The organism is Clostridium beijerinckii (assembly GCF_008705175.1).
Taxonomy (GTDB): domain Bacteria; phylum Bacillota; class Clostridia; order Clostridiales; family Clostridiaceae; genus Clostridium; species Clostridium beijerinckii.
Genome location: NZ_CP043998.1, coordinates 3679544 through 3696932, shown reverse-complemented (window position 1 = coordinate 3696932; position 17389 = coordinate 3679544). Strand labels below are relative to the sequence as shown.

Genomic DNA, 17389 nt, shown 5'->3' with positions numbered 1-17389 from the left:
TTAAGAGTACATAAATATTATGCACTTTCAGTAAATAATTATTAACCATAATTATATTTTTTAGTAATAAATATTGCATTTGTTAAATATAATATCTTGAAAAAATAGAAAGAGGAATGTTATGGAGAATATAAGTAGTGGAAATGTTACAGGTAGTACTGGCGAAAATATGATACCAAATACATCTGAAGGTGCCACTTTAAGTGCAGGAGGCGCTACAGGAAGCGCTGGGAATGTTACAACACAAAGTAATGGAGGTGCTACATTAGGTGCAGGAAATGTTACAGGAAGTGCTCCTGCAAATACTGGAACTACACCAAGTAATGGAGGTGCTACACCAAGAATAGGTGGATTGAAGATACAATGTTTCAGAGGAAACGATTATATTCCAGTAGATAGAGCTAGAATAACAGTAAGAGGACAATCTACTTTAGGTAATGATAGAACCATTGAGTTAATTACTGATGTAGTTGGATTAACTGATATTATAGAACTACCAGCACCACCATTGGAATATTCCTTAAATCCCAATAGTAATCAAATACCTTATAGTTTATATGATATAACTGTTGAGAGAGAAGGTTTCAATCCTATAGCTATAAGAGGGTGCCAAGTGTTTCCTTCAGAAATTGCATATCAGATATGTAATTTGCAACCTAATTTAGGCAGAGGCTCTATGAGACAAGAAGTTATAGACATACTGCCAAATACTTTGAATGGAAATTTTCCTCCTAAGATACCAGAGGCAGAAGACAAGCCATTACCACCGCCAACTTCAGGGGTTGTATTACCACAGCCTGTAGTGCCTGAATTTGTCATTGTTCATCAAGGTGGTCCAAATGATCCATCAGCACCAAATTATAAGGTGCCATTTAAAGATTATATTAAAAATGTTGCCTCATGTGAAATATATTCAACTTGGACAGGATCAGCTATAAGAGCAAATATTTTCTGTATTGTATCATTCACATTAAATAGAATATTTACTGAATGGTATAGAGGTAAGGGAAAAAATTTCGACATTACAAGTTCTACAGCTTATGATCAAGCATTTAATTATGGCAGAAATATTTATGATAACATAAGTGAAATTGTAGATGAAATCTTTTCAACATATATAAGAAGAGTTGGAAGAAAGCAGCCGCTTTTTGCACAATATTGCGATGGAAAGAGCGTTACTTGTCCTAACTGGTTAAGTCAATGGGGAAGTCAAGAATTGTCACGCCAAGGTCTTGGACCATACGATATATTAACACGTTACTATGGAAATAATATTGAATTAACTACAGCTGAAAAAGTTGCTGGAATACCAGTATCATACCCAGGAAGAGAATTGACACTTGGGTCATCAGGAGCACCTGTAAGAGCAATTCAAGGTCAATTAAACAGAATAGCAAGAAATTATCCACTTATTCCTAAGATTGCTGAAGATGGGAAATATGGACAAAAAACAGCTGCAGCAGTAAAAACATTTCAACAAATATTTACATTACCTCAAACAGGAGTAGTTGATTATGCAACATGGTATAGGATATCAGATATTTATGTTGGAGTAACAAAACTTGCAGAACTTAATACAACTGAATCAAGCAGAAGCTTTGGAATGAATGAATTTAGACCACCAGTTATACCTGGATTTGATAATGAAAGGAATATTCCAAGATTTTATTATTAAAATAAAAGTGTGCCCTTTAGAGTAAAAATATACTTTAAAGGGCACATTCAATTTGTTTTATTTTCCTGGGATATGGGTTCTTATTAATTCAGTTGGAGATAATATTTTATCAATGATATCTTCAGGTAATATTTGTTCTTCTAGAAGAATCTCTCTTATGGTTTTTCCAGTGGCTAAGGCTTTTTTTGATATTAAGCTGGCTTTATCATAACCTAGGTGAGGAACTAAGGATGTTGCAGAAACTAAGGAATTTTCTAGGTTTTCTAAGCATCTATCCTCATCCATTTTTAGATCATTTATGCATTTATCTTTAAAAAGTGTGACGCTTCTTTCAAGAAGTTCTAGAGATTCAAGTAGACATTCTGCTATAAGTGGAGTAAAAGCGTTTAGTTCTAATTGTCCCATAGAACTTGCCATGGTTATGGCGCTGTCATTAGAAATAACTCTTAAGCTTACTTGAGCAACCATCTCAGGGATAACAGGATTAACTTTTCCTGGCATAATTGTTGAGCCTGCCTGCATCTTAGGAAGAAGTACTTCTCCTATTCCACCACGAGGACCAGAATTAAGGAGCCTCAAATCATTTGAAATCTTAAGAAGATTTACGCTGCACGATTTTAAAAGTCCAGAAGTTTCTACGAATATATCACAGTTTTGTGTAATGTCCATAGGGTAATCAGATCTTGCTATTCCAAGGCCAGTAAGGTTTTGGATAATATCTGTCATCATAAATACATATTTATTTGTAGCATTTAAACCTGTACCTATAGCTGTACCACCAAGGTTTATCTGTCTTAATCTTTCTTCTACTTTGTATATTCTCCATCTGTCTCTTTCGATAGCTTTAGAATATGCTCCAAAGCTTTGCCCCGCAGTCATTGGAAGTGCATCCATTAACTGAGTTCTTCCAAGCTTTATTATATCTGAAAATTCATTTTCCTTAATTTGAAGAGCTTCTTGCAAACTTGATAAAGAATCACTTAATTTTCTTATTAATCTAATTGCCGCAATTCTAAGGGCAGAAGGGTAAACATCATTAGTTGATTGTGACATATTAACATGGTTAAGAGGATGAACTAAATTGTAGTCCCCTTTAACGCCTCCTAACAATTCAATAGCTCTGTTAGCAATAACTTCATTTACATTCATGTTAGTAGATGTACCAGCTCCACCTTGAAATGCACTAAGTTTAAATTCATAATCAAATTTTCCGTATATAACTTCTTCGCTTGCTTTTATTATTGCATCGGCTTTTTCAGGGTCAAGAAATTTTAAGGTTTTATTTGTCATAGCAGCAGCTTTTTTTATAAGGGCAATTTCTCGTATTAAATTTAAATTTACACTTTTGCTGTTTAAATCAAAATTCTCCAAAGCCCTTACTGTATTTATTCCACTATATGTAGAATTATCAATATTCTTTTCACCTAATACATCTTGTTCTAATCTATAATCCAAAATGAACACTCCTTAATATTTTTGTACTGATAATAAATCATTAATACTTCTAGTCATGTATTTATAAGAATCATAGACGCCTTGATTATAAAATTCTAATGCTAATTCATCTATGATAAAGTTTAATATCTGGCTTGACGCTAAATCGCCTAATTCTTCTCCTCTCTCATTATAAAAATATTCTTTTATTGAAGAAATCATATCTTCACGTTTTTCTTTAGTTAATTTAATTTTATCTTTATCTCTCATCTTAACCTCCGTGTTAGGCACATGAACGAAAAATAGTTTAAAAAATGCGCTGAATATTTAGCATCAGGCAAGAAAGGAAATTAAGTTTATAACAAGTCTATTAGCTAAATTTATTAGCACAGTATGATGCGAAATTTACAAACATACTGATTCATTATTTTTTTGATCGTGCCTTAAATAAAGAATTATTTTGCAATGTATATATTTCTATTTTATATTATAATAGAATAGGCAACTTAAAAAAATATTTTTGAGTAATTAAAATTAATTCAAAGGAGAAATAATATGAGTTTAAATACAACACCGTCTGGAGAAAGAGTACATATTGCTCTATTTGGTATGACAAACGCTGGAAAATCAAGTATTATAAATGCACTTACAAATCAAGAAATTTCAATTGTTTCTGATGTTAAGGGGACAACTACAGACCCTGTTTATAAAGCTATAGAAATTCTTCCGATAGGACCTTGTATGATTATTGATACAGCAGGACTTGACGATGAAAGTGAATTAGGTGAGTCAAGAAAAAAGAAAACTATTGAAGTTTTATCAAAAACAGATGTTGCATTAGTAGTGGTAGATGCTACTGTTGGAGTTACTGAAAATGATAGAACAATAATAGATCAAATAAAGGAAAAGAAGATACCTACAATTTGTATTTTTAATAAGGCAGATAAGAAAACTATAGCAACAGAGGAATTAGCTGAGTTAGAAAAGAAAATTGGAACTACTGTCGTTTCAGTTTCTGCATTAAATAAAAATGGAATAGATGAGCTTAAGCAAAAAATTATAAGCGTAATACCAGATAATGAAGATAAATTTAAATTAGTTGGAGACCTTATAAGCCCAGGAGACTTAGTTGTTCTTGTTACGCCTATTGATAAGGCAGCTCCTAAAGGAAGATTAATCCTTCCTCAGCAGCAAACAATAAGAGACATAATTGAAAGTGATGCCATAGCTATTGTAACAAAAGAACATGAGCTAAGAGAAACTCTTGAAAATTTAAAGAAAAAACCTAAACTTGTTATAACAGATTCACAAGTTTTCTTAAAGGCATCAGCAGATACGCCTAAAGATATAATGCTTACATCATTTTCAATATTGCAAGCAAGATATAAGGGAGATCTTATGGAGCTTGTAAAAGGAGCTAAAGCAGTAGAAAGTTTAGAGGATGGGGATTACGTATTAATCTCAGAAGGATGCACTCATCACAGACAATGTGATGATATTGGAACAGTTAAAATACCAAGATGGGTACGTCAAATGACAGGGAAACAAATTAATTTTGAATATTCTTCTGGAAATTCCTTTACTGATGATGTTAAGAAATATAAACTTATCATTCATTGTGGAGGCTGTATGTTAAATAGAGCTGCTATGCTTTCAAGAATTGGCAATGCAGTTAAATATGAAATTCCAATTGTAAACTATGGAGTATTAATAGGATATGTTCAAGGAATTCTAGAAAGAGCACTTGAACCTTTCCCAATGGCAAAAGCAATATATGATGGAGATTTTAATTAGGAAGAATTTATGCAGTAACTTACCGAAATAAGAATTATGCTGTTGTTCCAGTTTCTAAGGAAATTATGATGGATGATTCTAAGATCAGTTGCGTCCAATATGCTAGCATCAAAGGCAGGCTTTGAACTAGCATAATTCTTATTTCTAGTTAGTATATATTTCATGAGCATATATGGAACAAGCATAGATTCAACTTCAGTTGATATCCACATAAATTCGACTCTCATTTTCAAATTCCTGCTACATAAAAATGTTTCTACTTTCTAGTTGAAGCATTTTTCTTTATATAAATCTAGCTTTATGTAGCAACTTACCGAAATAAGGATTATTCAATAAAAATCAATTATGTTTTGATGAAAGGATTTTAATTAATGAGATATTTAAAGAAAATACCTTCTGCAGATAAGGAAGTTAGTATTAAGCTAATATCAGAGGGATGGACAAAACTAAAAGAACCCTCTAATTTGGGTATAGCAATGTTACTATCAGTGCCTTTTATGCTTATAAATGGGATTATATCTATTGCTATTTCCTATTATTTATATCCACAATTGAAAGAAATTTTTAGCAGTAGTAGGCATGGCTTTAGTATTAATTTCACAGTAAATTTATTTACTCTTATATACATTGTTGCAATTTTCATCTTTATGACTATACATGAATTTCTTCATGCTTGTTTTATACCTAATGTATTTAAATCAAGTCAAATATATTGGGGGATAAATGGCTTTTTCGGATTTGTTTACACTACTGAAAAAGTCAAAAAGAACAGATTTTTAATTATTTCTATTATGCCTTTCATTTTGTTGTCAGTTGTATTACCCTTTATTCTAAATTTTTTGGGATGGTTAAATGGATTCACTATATTTCTGTGTTTATTAAATGCAATGGGTTCATGTGTCGACTGTCTGAATATATATTTAGTAGCAATTCAAGTTCCAAAGGGTTCATATATTGTTAATAATGGATTTGAAACATATTTTAAGTAATTTAAGATTATGAACGTAATATTCCTACATTGAGTTTTATAGGTGGACAATATCACTTATAATTTTTTCAGGCTATATTTCAAAATCACATTAAAACGCAGCCAAAATAAAGATACCAACATTTCAGTTTAAGAAAAGTTGGTATCTTTATTTTGGGCTCTGATAATGAATGTATAGCATATGTGATATTTTGTAAATGATGTTATAATAAGTGTTGTGTAGCACTATAATCTAATAAACAAGTGCAAATATGTAATAATAGGGAGAATCAACGTTGAGTATTATCGGAATTATAATAAGTATATTTTTGTTAACAGTCACAGTTCTTACTTTAGGATTTATAAAGAAAAAATTCTCAATAAAGAAGATATTTAAAATTATCATTACTATTTTTATCTTAATTTGCTGTATTATATTTGGTGCTTATAAATATTTCCAAAGGTCAAGCAGCTTATGTTTACCAAAACAACGACTCTTAACCAAGAAAATATAGATGGCATTCAAATGTATGAGAGTATTGATAGTAAGGAATTTATACAAAAATACGGGACAAATCTTGAAAAAATTGATAATGCACTATTTGACTACTATAAACTAAGTGATGGTTTAAAAATTGCTACGAATAAACAGAGACAAATTATTAGAGTTATTATTAACTCTGATACCAACAGTAATATGAAGACAAGTAAAGGTATTGGGTTAGGAAGCTCAGTTGATGATGTGATTAATGCTTATGGTACTAACTATTATAAGAGGACTGAGGAACAAATGCCTAGCTCGCCAGTAATTGGATATGTAGACCATGAAAAAAAAGTAACAATTGAATTTTGGAATGCAGAAGATAAAGTAGTAAAAATAAGATATGATATTACTTCCATGGAATAACATCATATATAATCTGTAGATTTGACGTGGTAGTAAGTGAAAAAAGATGTTCTTAAAGAAAATAAAGCTAGATTTGATATAATATTTCAAGGATAATAATATCATATTAAATATATTAAAAGTAAAGGAGATGTTTTGAATTATGGTTAATATATTAAACATTAATAATTTGCCTAATGAATACACAATAGATTTTCTAGGCAAAGCTAATACTTCATATTTGGGTAAAGCAGCTGGTAGTGAGAAAATTTATATAAATATTGACAGAATATTACCAGGAGCTAAAAGTGCTAAATATCACAGCCACACAAAACAAGAAGAATTTTTTATGATTATTAGTGGATGTGGAACTCTGAGGATGGATGGTAAAGAATATTTAATAAAAAAGGGAGACTTTATTGCTAAAACTGCAGGAAAAAATATAGCACATCAATTCATAAATACCGGGAATGAAACATTGGAAATATTGGATGTTGGTACTAAAGAAGAAGGCGACATGGCATATTATCCAGATGAAGATGTATATTATTTAAGTGAGCAGAAACTTATTTTTAATGGAAATAGTAAGTTAAATGGATGGGATTCTGAGCCAAATAAGTAATTTGGGAATATAGTTCTATGAACGAGAATAATGTGTGATTGAGTTAATTCACAGTTTTCTTTCAGTATACATAGGAAAAATAAATAGTAGATTGAAATATCACATTATTCAGTATGAATTTGTGATATTTTTTTGTTACGCAATTCTAAAATAAAAGGTGATAGTAAATTATGAGGTAATAAATAAAAACGTAGATTTTAGTATTTGGGAAATATGTTATAATTAGGATGTGATGTTATTAAATTATTTTATTTATTGAGAGGAAGAGTATTTTTATGAAAAGCTATTATTATTTTTTAGCACTTGCAACATATGTAATATCATTTTTAATATGTTTTAATATCTGCTTAAAAGTAAATATAGAAAAATTTATACGTGGTAAAATAAGCAGAAGAGTTTGTTGTCTTATAATTGCTTTTTTATTTAGTATTGTTGGTACTTTAATGATAGATGGTTTAAATATTGCAAAAGAATACAGATTTTTGATTGATGGCTTTTTTGTTTTTGGACCGGCTACAGCCCTTTTTGTTTGGGCATTGCCAGCAAAACTAAATCGTAATAATCAATAATTAACAATTAATACAAGTAAAGACTAAATTGAAATATTACAGGATCATCTAGAAGTTGCAATGTTTTTTTGCATGATTTAGGCATAATACACAATCTGTAGAAAGTTAGTATCAAATTAATTTAAATAATAATATCTTCATCATTTTCTTATAAAAAGTAATAGTAATAATATGTGAATTAGCAGTTTCGTAATGGGACAGAATATATTAAGTGTAAGGACATAAGAAATATAAACAGGGGATAGTTTTAACTAACAACTGATTATATTGGTGAAGGAGAAACTATGTATGAAAGTAGTATTTTTAACATTAGGTAGCAGAGGCGATGTTCAACCATATGTTGCACTTGCAAAAGAACTCATAAAAAACAGGCATGAAGCATTGGTGTGTACGGGGGGGAGTTTTAAAAGTTTTGTAGAGGAAAATGGTGTGACTTTTTGTGAGGCTTCAGCAGATCTTATGGCTCTCCTAGAGAGTGAGGAAGGAAAAAAGATTTTTAATGGCGGCCACTATAATGTTTTTAGAATGTTAAAGTATGCAAAGGAAGTAATTACACCCGAATATAGAAAAAGCATGGATGACTTTTTAGAGGCTTCAAAAGGAGCAGATATCATAGTGTATCATCCTAAAGCACTAGGGGCGGTTGATATTGCTGAATATTTAAATATTCCCTGCATAAGTATGCCTCCTATTCCAATTGTTTATCCGATCAATGAATTCCCTAATTTAGCCATTTCTGCTAATAAGAATTTTGGACCATTCTTAAATAAACTCTCTTATAAAGCTTCTTCACTTGGAGAGTTATCTTATATGAAACATATTAACGACTTCAGAAAAAAATCATTGCATTTACCAAAAAGAAAGGCAGGGGAGCTTGCGTTTAAAGTGAATGGGAAAAATATTCCGATAGTCTATCCGATTAGCCAGTTTCTCTTTAAAGAAGTAGAAACTTGGAGTGAGAGTGTTTTCCTTTCAGGATTTTTCTTTTTGGATATAGTTGAAACTGAGCTTGATGATGAAATGGAGGAGTTTCTGAAATCCGGTGTAAGGCCTATTGTTGTGTCTTTTAGCAGTATGCCTCTAAAAGAACCTAAAATATTTAAAAATAAGTTGATTAAAGCATTAAAGGAGACCGGTAACAGGGCTATTGTTTTAACTGGAACAAGTGGTATGACTTTTGAAAATGATGATAATATTATGGCAGCAAAAAAAGCATCTCATAGACTACTATTTAGAAGAGCTAAATGTATTATTCATCATGGTGGAGTCGGAACTATGTCAGAGGCTCTCCTTAGTGGGGTTCCACAATTAATCATGCCATTTACGGTAGATCAGCCGTTTTGGGCCAGCAGACTTTATTTAAAAGGACTTACTACACATCCATTAAAGGAAAAAAATCTTGAAGTATATGATTTAGTTAAAGCATTTAAAGAAATGGAAAATGATAAATATATTCGAAATGCTGAAGAAATCAAAAATATTATTGAATCTGAAAAAGGACTTGAAAATGCAGTAAAATATATTGAAAGAGTATACAAAACATTTTGAAAAGATAATGTCTATTGTAAAGAAAGATAAATTTGCTGCATTACATGATTAATTAAAGGTATAAGACAATTAGAGGAAATGTTGATTTACATTTTTATTAAATCATGAATCGATAAAATAAAATGACAAATTGTGAAATCGTATTATTTAAGAGATTTAAATTATGATTTTTTTTACTGCGTAATGCTTACTATAAAACGTAATAGTGAATTAATGCTAGATAATGATCGTTTATTTATAAATTGATAAAAAGACGTTTTAGTATTATATTAATAATAAAAATACAAAAGGGAGATGTATGCGATGGCACGCATAAATGCAAATGGAATACAAATTGAATATGAAATTTTTGGTGAGAAGACAAATCCGACAATAGTACTTATTGCAGGAAATGGTGCTCAGCTAAATTTTTGGGAACCAGATTTTTGTGAAATGCTTGCAAAGGAAAATTTACAAGTTATAAGATTTGATAATCGCGATGCGGGATTGTCTACAAAATTCGATGGGTTGGGTATTCCTGATATGGAAAGAATATACCAGGCAGCACAAGAGGGAAAAACAATTAACGTCGCTTATACATTGGAAGATATGGCTGATGATGTGGCTGGCTTATTAGATGCGCTCAATATAAAGAAGGCTCACATCTGTGGTGCTTCTATGGGAGGCATGATTGCCCAGGTTTTTGCTTATAAACACCCTTCACGTATATATAGTTTAATTTACATTATGTCATCTACAGGTAATCCAAACAATCCACAAATATCACCAGAAACATTGAAGATTGTTACAGCAATGCCCCCAAATGGACGAGATGCATACATTGATTATACTTTACATATGTGGAGAAATCTTTGGAGCAAAGGGTTTCCTTTTGAAGAAGAACGTGCAATACGATATACTGAAGAAAGCTATGATCGTTCTTATTATCCACAAGGAGCTGTACGCCAAAATGCGGCGTTGGTTGCTAATGGAGATAGAAGACAACACCTTTCATTATTAACAGTTCCAACACTGGTGATTCATGGAACTGCAGATCCATTGATTCCTGTTGAAGCAGGAAAAGATACAGCACATACAATACCTAATGCTAAATTACTTTTGATTGAAGCCATGGGACATGATATGCCTAAAGGAACGTGGAAATGCATAGTTGAAGCTATTGTTAATCTAGTAAACGACACGTCTCATTAATATTAATTAGAAAAGATACAACCATATTTATTATGTAAGCAGAAAGTGGATTGATTATTATCGCAAATTCCACGTTATAGTTAAATTATTTCACATTATTTTTTTAAAATGAACTATATGTTAAATTAAGAAAGGGGAAAAATATACGATGAAAGCACAAATTAATCTTATTACGATTTGGACAAATGATATAGAGAGAATGAAAGATTTCTATAATAAAGTTCTTGGATTTAGAATTGAAAATGACCTTGGTAATTATGTTGAATTTGAAAATGATGGAGTAAGGTTTGCTATTTGTATGAGAGATGTTATGTATGTGTATAGTGACGAATATAGGAAAGAGTCATTTGGACAGGGATTTGAACTTGCTTTCCCATGTGAAAGTCCTAAGGATGTTGATGAATCATTTAAGACGTTAATCTCAAAGGGAGCAACTTCTGTTCACGAGCCACAAGATATGCCGTGGAATCAAAGAACAGCACTATTTGCTGACCCAGATGGAAATATACATGAAATTTTTGCAGAAATTAAATAATACGTAGCTTTATTGCATTGAGTGTCATAGGAGGACAATCTCACTTGTGATTTTTTAGGCCACATATAAACATCATATTAAAACATAGGCAAAATAAAAATACCAACATTTCAATTTAAGAAAAGTTGATATTTTTATTTTTGTCATAATAGTTTACTAGCACACCTACATAATTTTATTGTAAGCATAAAAGGTTAGCTTTATCAGCTCTATATATCTTTTTTGCATTTTATCATTAAAAAGTTTACTGGAGGTTTATCTGGATTATCCCTATATATGTCATCAATCTCTACAAAGTCTACAAGACCATAATTTCCGAATTCTTTCTCTATAGACTTAGAATTGTAGAAAAACAGTTTTACACCATACGTTGTTTCATAATAATTTTCAGCAAGCTTCGTGCCATTACCGTACATTGGAGCTTTTTCAGAAACGGCTGTAAAAATCATATATCCACCTGGTTTTAAATGGTTATAGCAATCATTAATAAACTTTTTTCTTTCAGCTTCATTTAACAAATGAATAAGTGCAAAGCTGGCTACACCATCATAGAGTTTATTTTCAAAAGGCATATCTGATACTGATCCATGATAAATTTTATTATTAATCCCATTTTCTCTTGCTATATTAATTGCTGTTTGAGAAATTTCGATTCCTGTAACTTCCATGTTCTTATCAACAAATGGTTTTATATTTCTTCCATATCCAACACCTGGTATTAAGATATCTTTCAGATTATTTTCAGCAAAGTAATCTGCAACTACAATTGCAGTGCTTGATGGCTCAAAACCCCACATTGCTTGATTTTCTGAAAAACTTTTTTCCCAAAACTCTGACATATAAACATCTCCTTTAAAATTTTTTTATAACTTTATTATTAATATAAATCTTATTTTTATAGCAAAGATTATTTAAGTTATTTATAACCTAAATATAATTGTTTTAATCAAATATATTACAGACTGTATTTATCTATAATATATCCGTTTATGCTTTTAGTCAATACTTATTAATGATTAAGTAAATTTTATTATGTTTTTATGGAAACCTATAAACTTTATGGTTCAAAGTAATGTATAGCATTCATATATGAGAATAAAAGACTTAAAAATATAGAGCAGATATATGTATTGTATGTGTAATATTTTGTTACTGGGAAAGTGGAAAAAAAATAATACTCAACAAGTAATGAACAGTTAATGCGGCAGTATTGTTATAGTTTAATAAGAGGTAACTTATTTGAATGCCTAAAAATATTTAAGAAAACTAAAATAAAATTGTTGACATTTAATTGCATAAACGTTATCATTGACTTACAATATTCATACAATTGTTAGGATTGTTACTGATTTGATCAGGCAAAACCTTAATTAATGAGAAAAGATATTTTTGTCTTTTTTGATTAATTGAGGTTTTTATATTATAAATTAGTATAATAGTATGGATAGGGGGAAAGAAATGATAATAAAAAAAATATTTAATAATAATACCCTATTAGCTAAAAATTTAGACAAAGATGAATTTGTCGTTATGGGATGCGGAATTGCGTTCAAGAAGAAAATAGGGGATGAAGTAGATGAAGGTTTAATAGAAAAAACTTTTATTCTTAAACAAAAAGATGCTTCAGAAAAATTTAAATTATTATTAGAAGATATCCCGGCAGAACATGTTTCGTTATGCTACGATATTATTGAATATGCGAAAAACATACTAGGTGTTGAATTAAGTGATTATATTTATGTCACACTTACAGATCATATTAGTTATGCACTAAAGTTGTTTGAAGAAGGCCTTAATAGACCAAATGCATTGATTTGGGAAATAAAGAAGTTTTATCCGAAGGAATTCAGTGTTGGATTAAAGGCACTAGATTTTATTGAAGATGAAGTTGCAAAAAGATTACCTGAAGATGAGGCAGGGAATATAGCATTACATTTAATAAATGCTCAAATGAATAATTCCAACAACAAAGTGGAAGATATTGCTCATCAAACAAAAATGATACAAGATATATTAAACATAATAAAATACACTTATAACATTCAACTTGATGAGAAATCTCTTAATTATGAAAGATTTGTTACGCATTTAAGATTTTTCTTCCAGCGTTTAAATAGAAATGAAAAAATAGAAACAGAGGAAGATGATTTCTTATTAAAGCAAGTTAAGGTAAAATATAAAAAAGCCTATGAATGTATGCTGAAAATACAGTCGTACTTAGAAAAAGAGTTGTCTGAAGAAGAGCAGTTATATTTGACTATTCATATTCAGAGAGTTACACAAAGATAAATTAAAAAATTATATAAAGTTTGGATTGTTACTGGTAAAGCAGGCGAGACCACTATAGATAGAGTAAAGTTGCACTGTATCTATTATTGGGTCTCGCTTTTTTTTATAAATATTATATTTTAAAAAGGAGAAATTATATATGAAATATGAACAATTAGCTAAAGACATTATAAAAAATGTTGGTGGAAAAGAAAACGTTAATAGTTTAACTCATTGTATTACTCGTTTACGTTTCAAATTAAAAGATGAAAGCAAAGCGAATACAGAAGTTTTGAAAAATATGGATGGAGTTGTAACTGTTATCAAAAGTGGAGGACAATATCAAGTAGTTATTGGAAATCATGTACCAGATGTTTATACTGATGTAAGAGCGGTTGGAGGTTTTTCATCAGCTTCAGAGGAAGCAACTGAAGAAAAAATGAGTCCACTTAATAAATTTATAGATACTGTTTCAGGTGTATTCACGCCAATTTTAGGTGTATTATGTGCAACTGGTATGATAAAGGGATTTAATGCATTATTTGTAGCATTGCATATACTTAATGCAACTGATGGGACTTATATACTTTTAAATGCAACAGGAGATTGTTTATTTAATTTCTTTCCAATATTCTTAGGTTATACCGCTATTAGTAAATTTAAAGGAAACAAATTTATTGGTATGGCAATAGGTGCGGCGCTTGTATATCCAACATTAGCAGGTATAACAGCAGCTCCAGCTAAGCCGTTATATACATTGTTTGAGGGTACGTTATTTGCATCACCAGTATATATAACTTTCTTAGGTATTCCAGTTATATTAATGAGTTATGCATCAAGTGTTATTCCAATAATTTTAGCTGCATTTGTAGGAGCTAAAATAGAAAATGGATTTAAAAAGATAATACCAGATGTAGTAAAAACATTCTTAGTACCATTTTGTACATTGCTAGTTATTGTTCCATTAACATTTATAGTTATAGGCCCTATTTCTACGTGGTTAGGACAATTGCTTGGGGCATTAACTCTTGCTATTTATAACTTAAGTCCAATTGTTGCAGGTTTATTTATAGGCGCATTTTGGCAAGTATTTGTTATATTTGGATTACACTGGGGACTTGTGCCTATAATGATAAATAATCTATCTGTATATGGATATGATCCAGTTATTGCATTAATGTTTGGGGCTTCTTTTGCTCAAACAGGTGTAGTTGGAGCTATTTTACTTAAAACAAAAAATAAAAAATTAAAATCATTATGTATACCAGCATTTATTTCAGGTATTTTTGGTGTTACAGAACCGGCTATATATGGTATTACATTACCACGTAAAAAGCCATTTATCTTAAGTTGTATTGGTGGAGCATTAGGTGGCGCTGTTTTAGGAATTATGGGAAGTAAACTATATATTTTCGGCGGATTGGGAGCTTTTGGAATTCCAAGTTATATTGGGCCAAATGGTGTGGATAATGGATTCTATGGTGCAATTATTTGTGTATTAGCAAGTTTCTTAATAGGATTCATGCTAATGTTCTTTACAAAACTTGAAGATAATCAAGTAACTGAAACAGTCAAAGAAGAAACTCCATTAGTTAAACAAGAAATATTAGTAAGTCCATTAAAAGGTGAAGTTAAACCTTTATCAGAAGTAAAAGATGAAGCATTTTCAAAAGGTGTACTTGGAAAAGGTATAGCAATAGAACCAACTGAAGGTAAAGTAATTGCTCCAGTAGATGGTGTATTAACTACTCTATTCCCAACTGGCCACGCATTAGGAATTACAAGTGATAATGGAGCAGAAATATTAATTCATATAGGAATGGATACTGTTCAATTAGATGGTAAGCATTTCACTCCTAAAGCAAAACAAGGAGATACTATTAAGGCTGGAGATGTGTTATTAGAATTTGATATTAAGGCTATAAAAGGTGAAGGATATTCAGTAATAACACCTGTAATAATCACTAATTCCGATAATTACTTAGATGTAATAGAAACAGATAAGAAAAATGTTAATTATAGAGAAGATTTATTAACAGTAATGATTTAAGGTGCATTCAAAAATCATAAAAATACTAAGAATAAGAGTAGAGTTAATTTTATGCTTAGTATTTTACGACATAGTCAAAAATTCACTAATATATAAGAAAGTATAAAAGTTTTTAAATATGGCATAGATGCTTTAAGGAAAATATAAAATTTAGGAGGAATAGTTATGTTAATTAAGTTTCCAGAAGGATTTTTATGGGGAGGGGCTACAGCTGCTAACCAATTTGAAGGTGCATATAATGAAGATGGTAAAGGATTATCAACTCAAGATATAGCTCCAAAAGGATTAATGGGTCCATTAACTGATGAACCTACAGAAGATAATATGAAGCTTATAGGAATTGATTTTTACCACAGATACAAAGAAGACATCAAATTATTTGCTGAAATGGGCTTTAAGACTTTCAGATTATCTATTGCATGGTCAAGAATATTCCCAAATGGTGATGATAAAGAACCAAATGAAAAGGGATTGCAATTCTATGATAATGTATTTGATGAATTAGCTAAATATGGAATTGAACCTTTAGTTACAATTTCGCATTATGAAACTCCACTTGCTTTAGCTAAGAATTATGATGGTTGGGTTAATAGAAAACTTATTGGATTTTTTGAAAACTATGTTAGGACAATTTTTACAAGATATAAAGATAAAGTAAAGTATTGGCTTACTTTTAATGAAATAAACTCAGCAGTTCACCAGCCTTATATGAGTGCGGGTATATGGACTCCAAAAGAAAAATTAAGTAAGCAAGACTTATACCAAGCTATGCATCATGAATTAATTGCAAGTGCACTCGCAGTAAAAATTGGCCATGAAATAAATCCAGAATTTAAAATAGGATGTATGGTTCTTGGATTGCCAAATTACCCATTAACTCCAATGCCAAGTGATGTACTTAAAGCAATGGAACAGGATAGAGAAAATCTATTTTTTGCAGATATTCATGCAAGAGGAGAATATCCAAGATACATGAATAGATTCTTTAAAGAAAATAATATAGAAATAAAAATGGAAGCTTCGGATAAAGAAATATTAAAAAATACAGTAGATTTTATTTCATTTAGTTACTATATGAGTTTCTGTGCAACTGCAGATCCAGAAAAGAATAAAGCTGGAGCAGGAAACATTTTTCCTGGTATACCAAATCCATATTTAAAAGCATCTGAATGGGGCTGGCAAATAGATCCTGAAGGTTTAAGATATATTCTTAACCAATTCTATGATAGATATCAAAAACCATTATTTATAGTTGAAAATGGCTTAGGTGCGGTGGATGAATTAATAACTGATGAAAATGGTAATAAGACAGTAAATGATGATTACAGAATTAAGTATTTAAATGACCACTTAGTTCAAGTTGCAGAAGCTATTGAAGATGGTGTTGAACTTATGGGATATACTACATGGGGATGTATAGATTTAGTTAGTGCATCAACTGCTGAACTTAAAAAAAGATATGGCTTTATCTACGTAGATAGAAACGATGATGGAAGTGGAACTTTAGAAAGATATAAGAAAAAGAGTTTTTATTGGTATAAAGAAGTAATAGCAACAAATGGAGCAAGTTTAAAAAAATAAAATTAAAGTCTAAGATCTATGATATGAAAAATATCAGTGGTGGATTTTTAAGTTTACGCATCGCCTCCACTAATGAAACCTATGAAAATCTAAAATTTAGATTTTCATAGGTTTATTTTAGTTTGTAAATATTTGAGAAAATTCGTATTTAAAATCTTTAAGTGATGATTTTTTACAACTGATTAGAAATTTCGCACATTAGTAAGGTTAAAAGACATGGAGCTTATGATCTATACCAGAAGAATCTTGTTCCAATGCATGTTACGTAA

16 protein-coding genes are annotated in these 17389 nt (G+C 30.4%); 12 read left to right on the top strand and 4 right to left on the bottom strand.

Annotated features, from left to right (window positions below):
• Nucleotides 1-121: 121 nt before the first annotated feature.
• The gene (locus F3K33_RS16535) at nt 122-1675 is read left to right on the top strand and encodes a peptidoglycan-binding domain-containing protein (protein ID WP_174775797.1); all 1554 of its coding nucleotides are present in this window, start codon (nt 122-124) and stop codon (nt 1673-1675) included.
• 57 nt (nt 1676-1732) lie between these two features.
• Here the strand turns inward: F3K33_RS16535 and F3K33_RS16530 are convergent, their stop codons facing one another.
• Together F3K33_RS16530 and F3K33_RS16525 are read right to left on the bottom strand one after the other, a co-directional pair.
• Nucleotides 1733-3130 carry an aspartate ammonia-lyase gene (locus F3K33_RS16530; RefSeq protein WP_039768274.1) on the bottom strand — a complete coding sequence of 466 codons (1398 nt, stop codon included), beginning with the start codon at nt 3128-3130 and terminating at the stop codon, nt 1733-1735.
• A gap of 12 nt (nt 3131-3142) precedes the next feature.
• Nucleotides 3143-3379, bottom strand: coding sequence for a DUF2164 domain-containing protein (locus F3K33_RS16525; protein ID WP_039768272.1), 237 nt, complete (start codon nt 3377-3379; stop codon nt 3143-3145).
• Nucleotides 3380-3664: 285 nt separating this feature from the next.
• Here F3K33_RS16525 and hydF point away from each other — a divergent pair, with 285 nt between their 5' ends.
• Nucleotides 3665-4903: a [FeFe] hydrogenase H-cluster maturation GTPase HydF gene (hydF, locus tag F3K33_RS16520; RefSeq protein ID WP_039768270.1), complete on the top strand. Its 1239-nt coding sequence runs from the start codon at nt 3665-3667 to the stop codon at nt 4901-4903.
• On the opposite strand, the gene F3K33_RS16515 is transcribed toward hydF, so the two are convergent.
• Nucleotides 4900-5130, bottom strand: coding sequence for a hypothetical protein (locus F3K33_RS16515; RefSeq protein WP_111944669.1), 231 nt, complete (start codon nt 5128-5130; stop codon nt 4900-4902). The two genes, hydF and F3K33_RS16515, sit on opposite strands and share 4 nt — an antisense overlap.
• Nucleotides 5131-5274: 144 nt before the next feature.
• On the opposite strand from F3K33_RS16515, the gene F3K33_RS16510 reads away from it, so the two are divergent.
• From F3K33_RS16510 to F3K33_RS16480, 7 genes are all read left to right on the top strand, one after another.
• A complete protein-coding gene (locus F3K33_RS16510; protein ID WP_039768266.1) occupies nt 5275-5892 on the top strand; it encodes a DUF3267 domain-containing protein in 618 nt (205 codons plus the stop codon).
• Nucleotides 5893-6345: 453 nt separating this feature from the next.
• Nucleotides 6346-6777, top strand: a complete 432-nt coding sequence (locus F3K33_RS16505) for a hypothetical protein (protein WP_243141349.1) — start codon at nt 6346-6348, stop codon at nt 6775-6777.
• A gap of 142 nt (nt 6778-6919) precedes the next feature.
• Nucleotides 6920-7378 (top strand): cupin domain-containing protein, encoded by a 459-nt coding sequence (locus F3K33_RS16500; RefSeq protein WP_012059420.1) that lies wholly within the window; start codon nt 6920-6922, stop codon nt 7376-7378.
• 275 nt (nt 7379-7653) lie between these two features.
• Complete coding sequence (locus tag F3K33_RS16495) at nt 7654-7947, top strand: hypothetical protein (protein ID WP_039768261.1); 294 nt, start codon at nt 7654-7656, stop codon at nt 7945-7947.
• Nucleotides 7948-8235: 288 nt separating this feature from the next.
• Complete coding sequence (locus F3K33_RS16490) at nt 8236-9495, top strand: glycosyltransferase (RefSeq protein ID WP_039768259.1); 1260 nt, start codon at nt 8236-8238, stop codon at nt 9493-9495.
• Nucleotides 9496-9798: 303 nt separating this feature from the next.
• Nucleotides 9799-10686: an alpha/beta fold hydrolase gene (locus F3K33_RS16485; protein ID WP_039768256.1), complete on the top strand. Its 888-nt coding sequence runs from the start codon at nt 9799-9801 to the stop codon at nt 10684-10686.
• 148 nt (nt 10687-10834) lie between these two features.
• Nucleotides 10835-11221: a VOC family protein gene (locus tag F3K33_RS16480; protein WP_039768254.1), complete on the top strand. Its 387-nt coding sequence runs from the start codon at nt 10835-10837 to the stop codon at nt 11219-11221.
• Nucleotides 11222-11430: 209 nt separating this feature from the next.
• Here F3K33_RS16480 and F3K33_RS16475 read toward each other — a convergent pair whose 3' ends face one another.
• Nucleotides 11431-12060, bottom strand: coding sequence for a class I SAM-dependent methyltransferase (locus F3K33_RS16475; protein WP_039768251.1), 630 nt, complete (start codon nt 12058-12060; stop codon nt 11431-11433).
• Nucleotides 12061-12679: 619 nt separating this feature from the next.
• Here F3K33_RS16475 and licT point away from each other — a divergent pair.
• The 3 genes from licT to F3K33_RS16460 all read left to right on the top strand — a co-directional run bounded on the left by licT (nt 12680) and on the right by F3K33_RS16460 (nt 17120).
• Nucleotides 12680-13510: a BglG family transcription antiterminator LicT gene (gene licT / locus F3K33_RS16470; RefSeq protein ID WP_039768249.1), complete on the top strand. Its 831-nt coding sequence runs from the start codon at nt 12680-12682 to the stop codon at nt 13508-13510.
• Nucleotides 13511-13649: 139 nt separating this feature from the next.
• A complete protein-coding gene (locus F3K33_RS16465; RefSeq protein WP_039768247.1) occupies nt 13650-15539 on the top strand; it encodes a beta-glucoside-specific PTS transporter subunit IIABC in 1890 nt (629 codons plus the stop codon).
• Nucleotides 15540-15704: 165 nt separating this feature from the next.
• Nucleotides 15705-17120 (top strand): glycoside hydrolase family 1 protein, encoded by a 1416-nt coding sequence (locus tag F3K33_RS16460; RefSeq protein ID WP_039768245.1) that lies wholly within the window; start codon nt 15705-15707, stop codon nt 17118-17120.
• Nucleotides 17121-17389 lie beyond the last annotated feature (269 nt).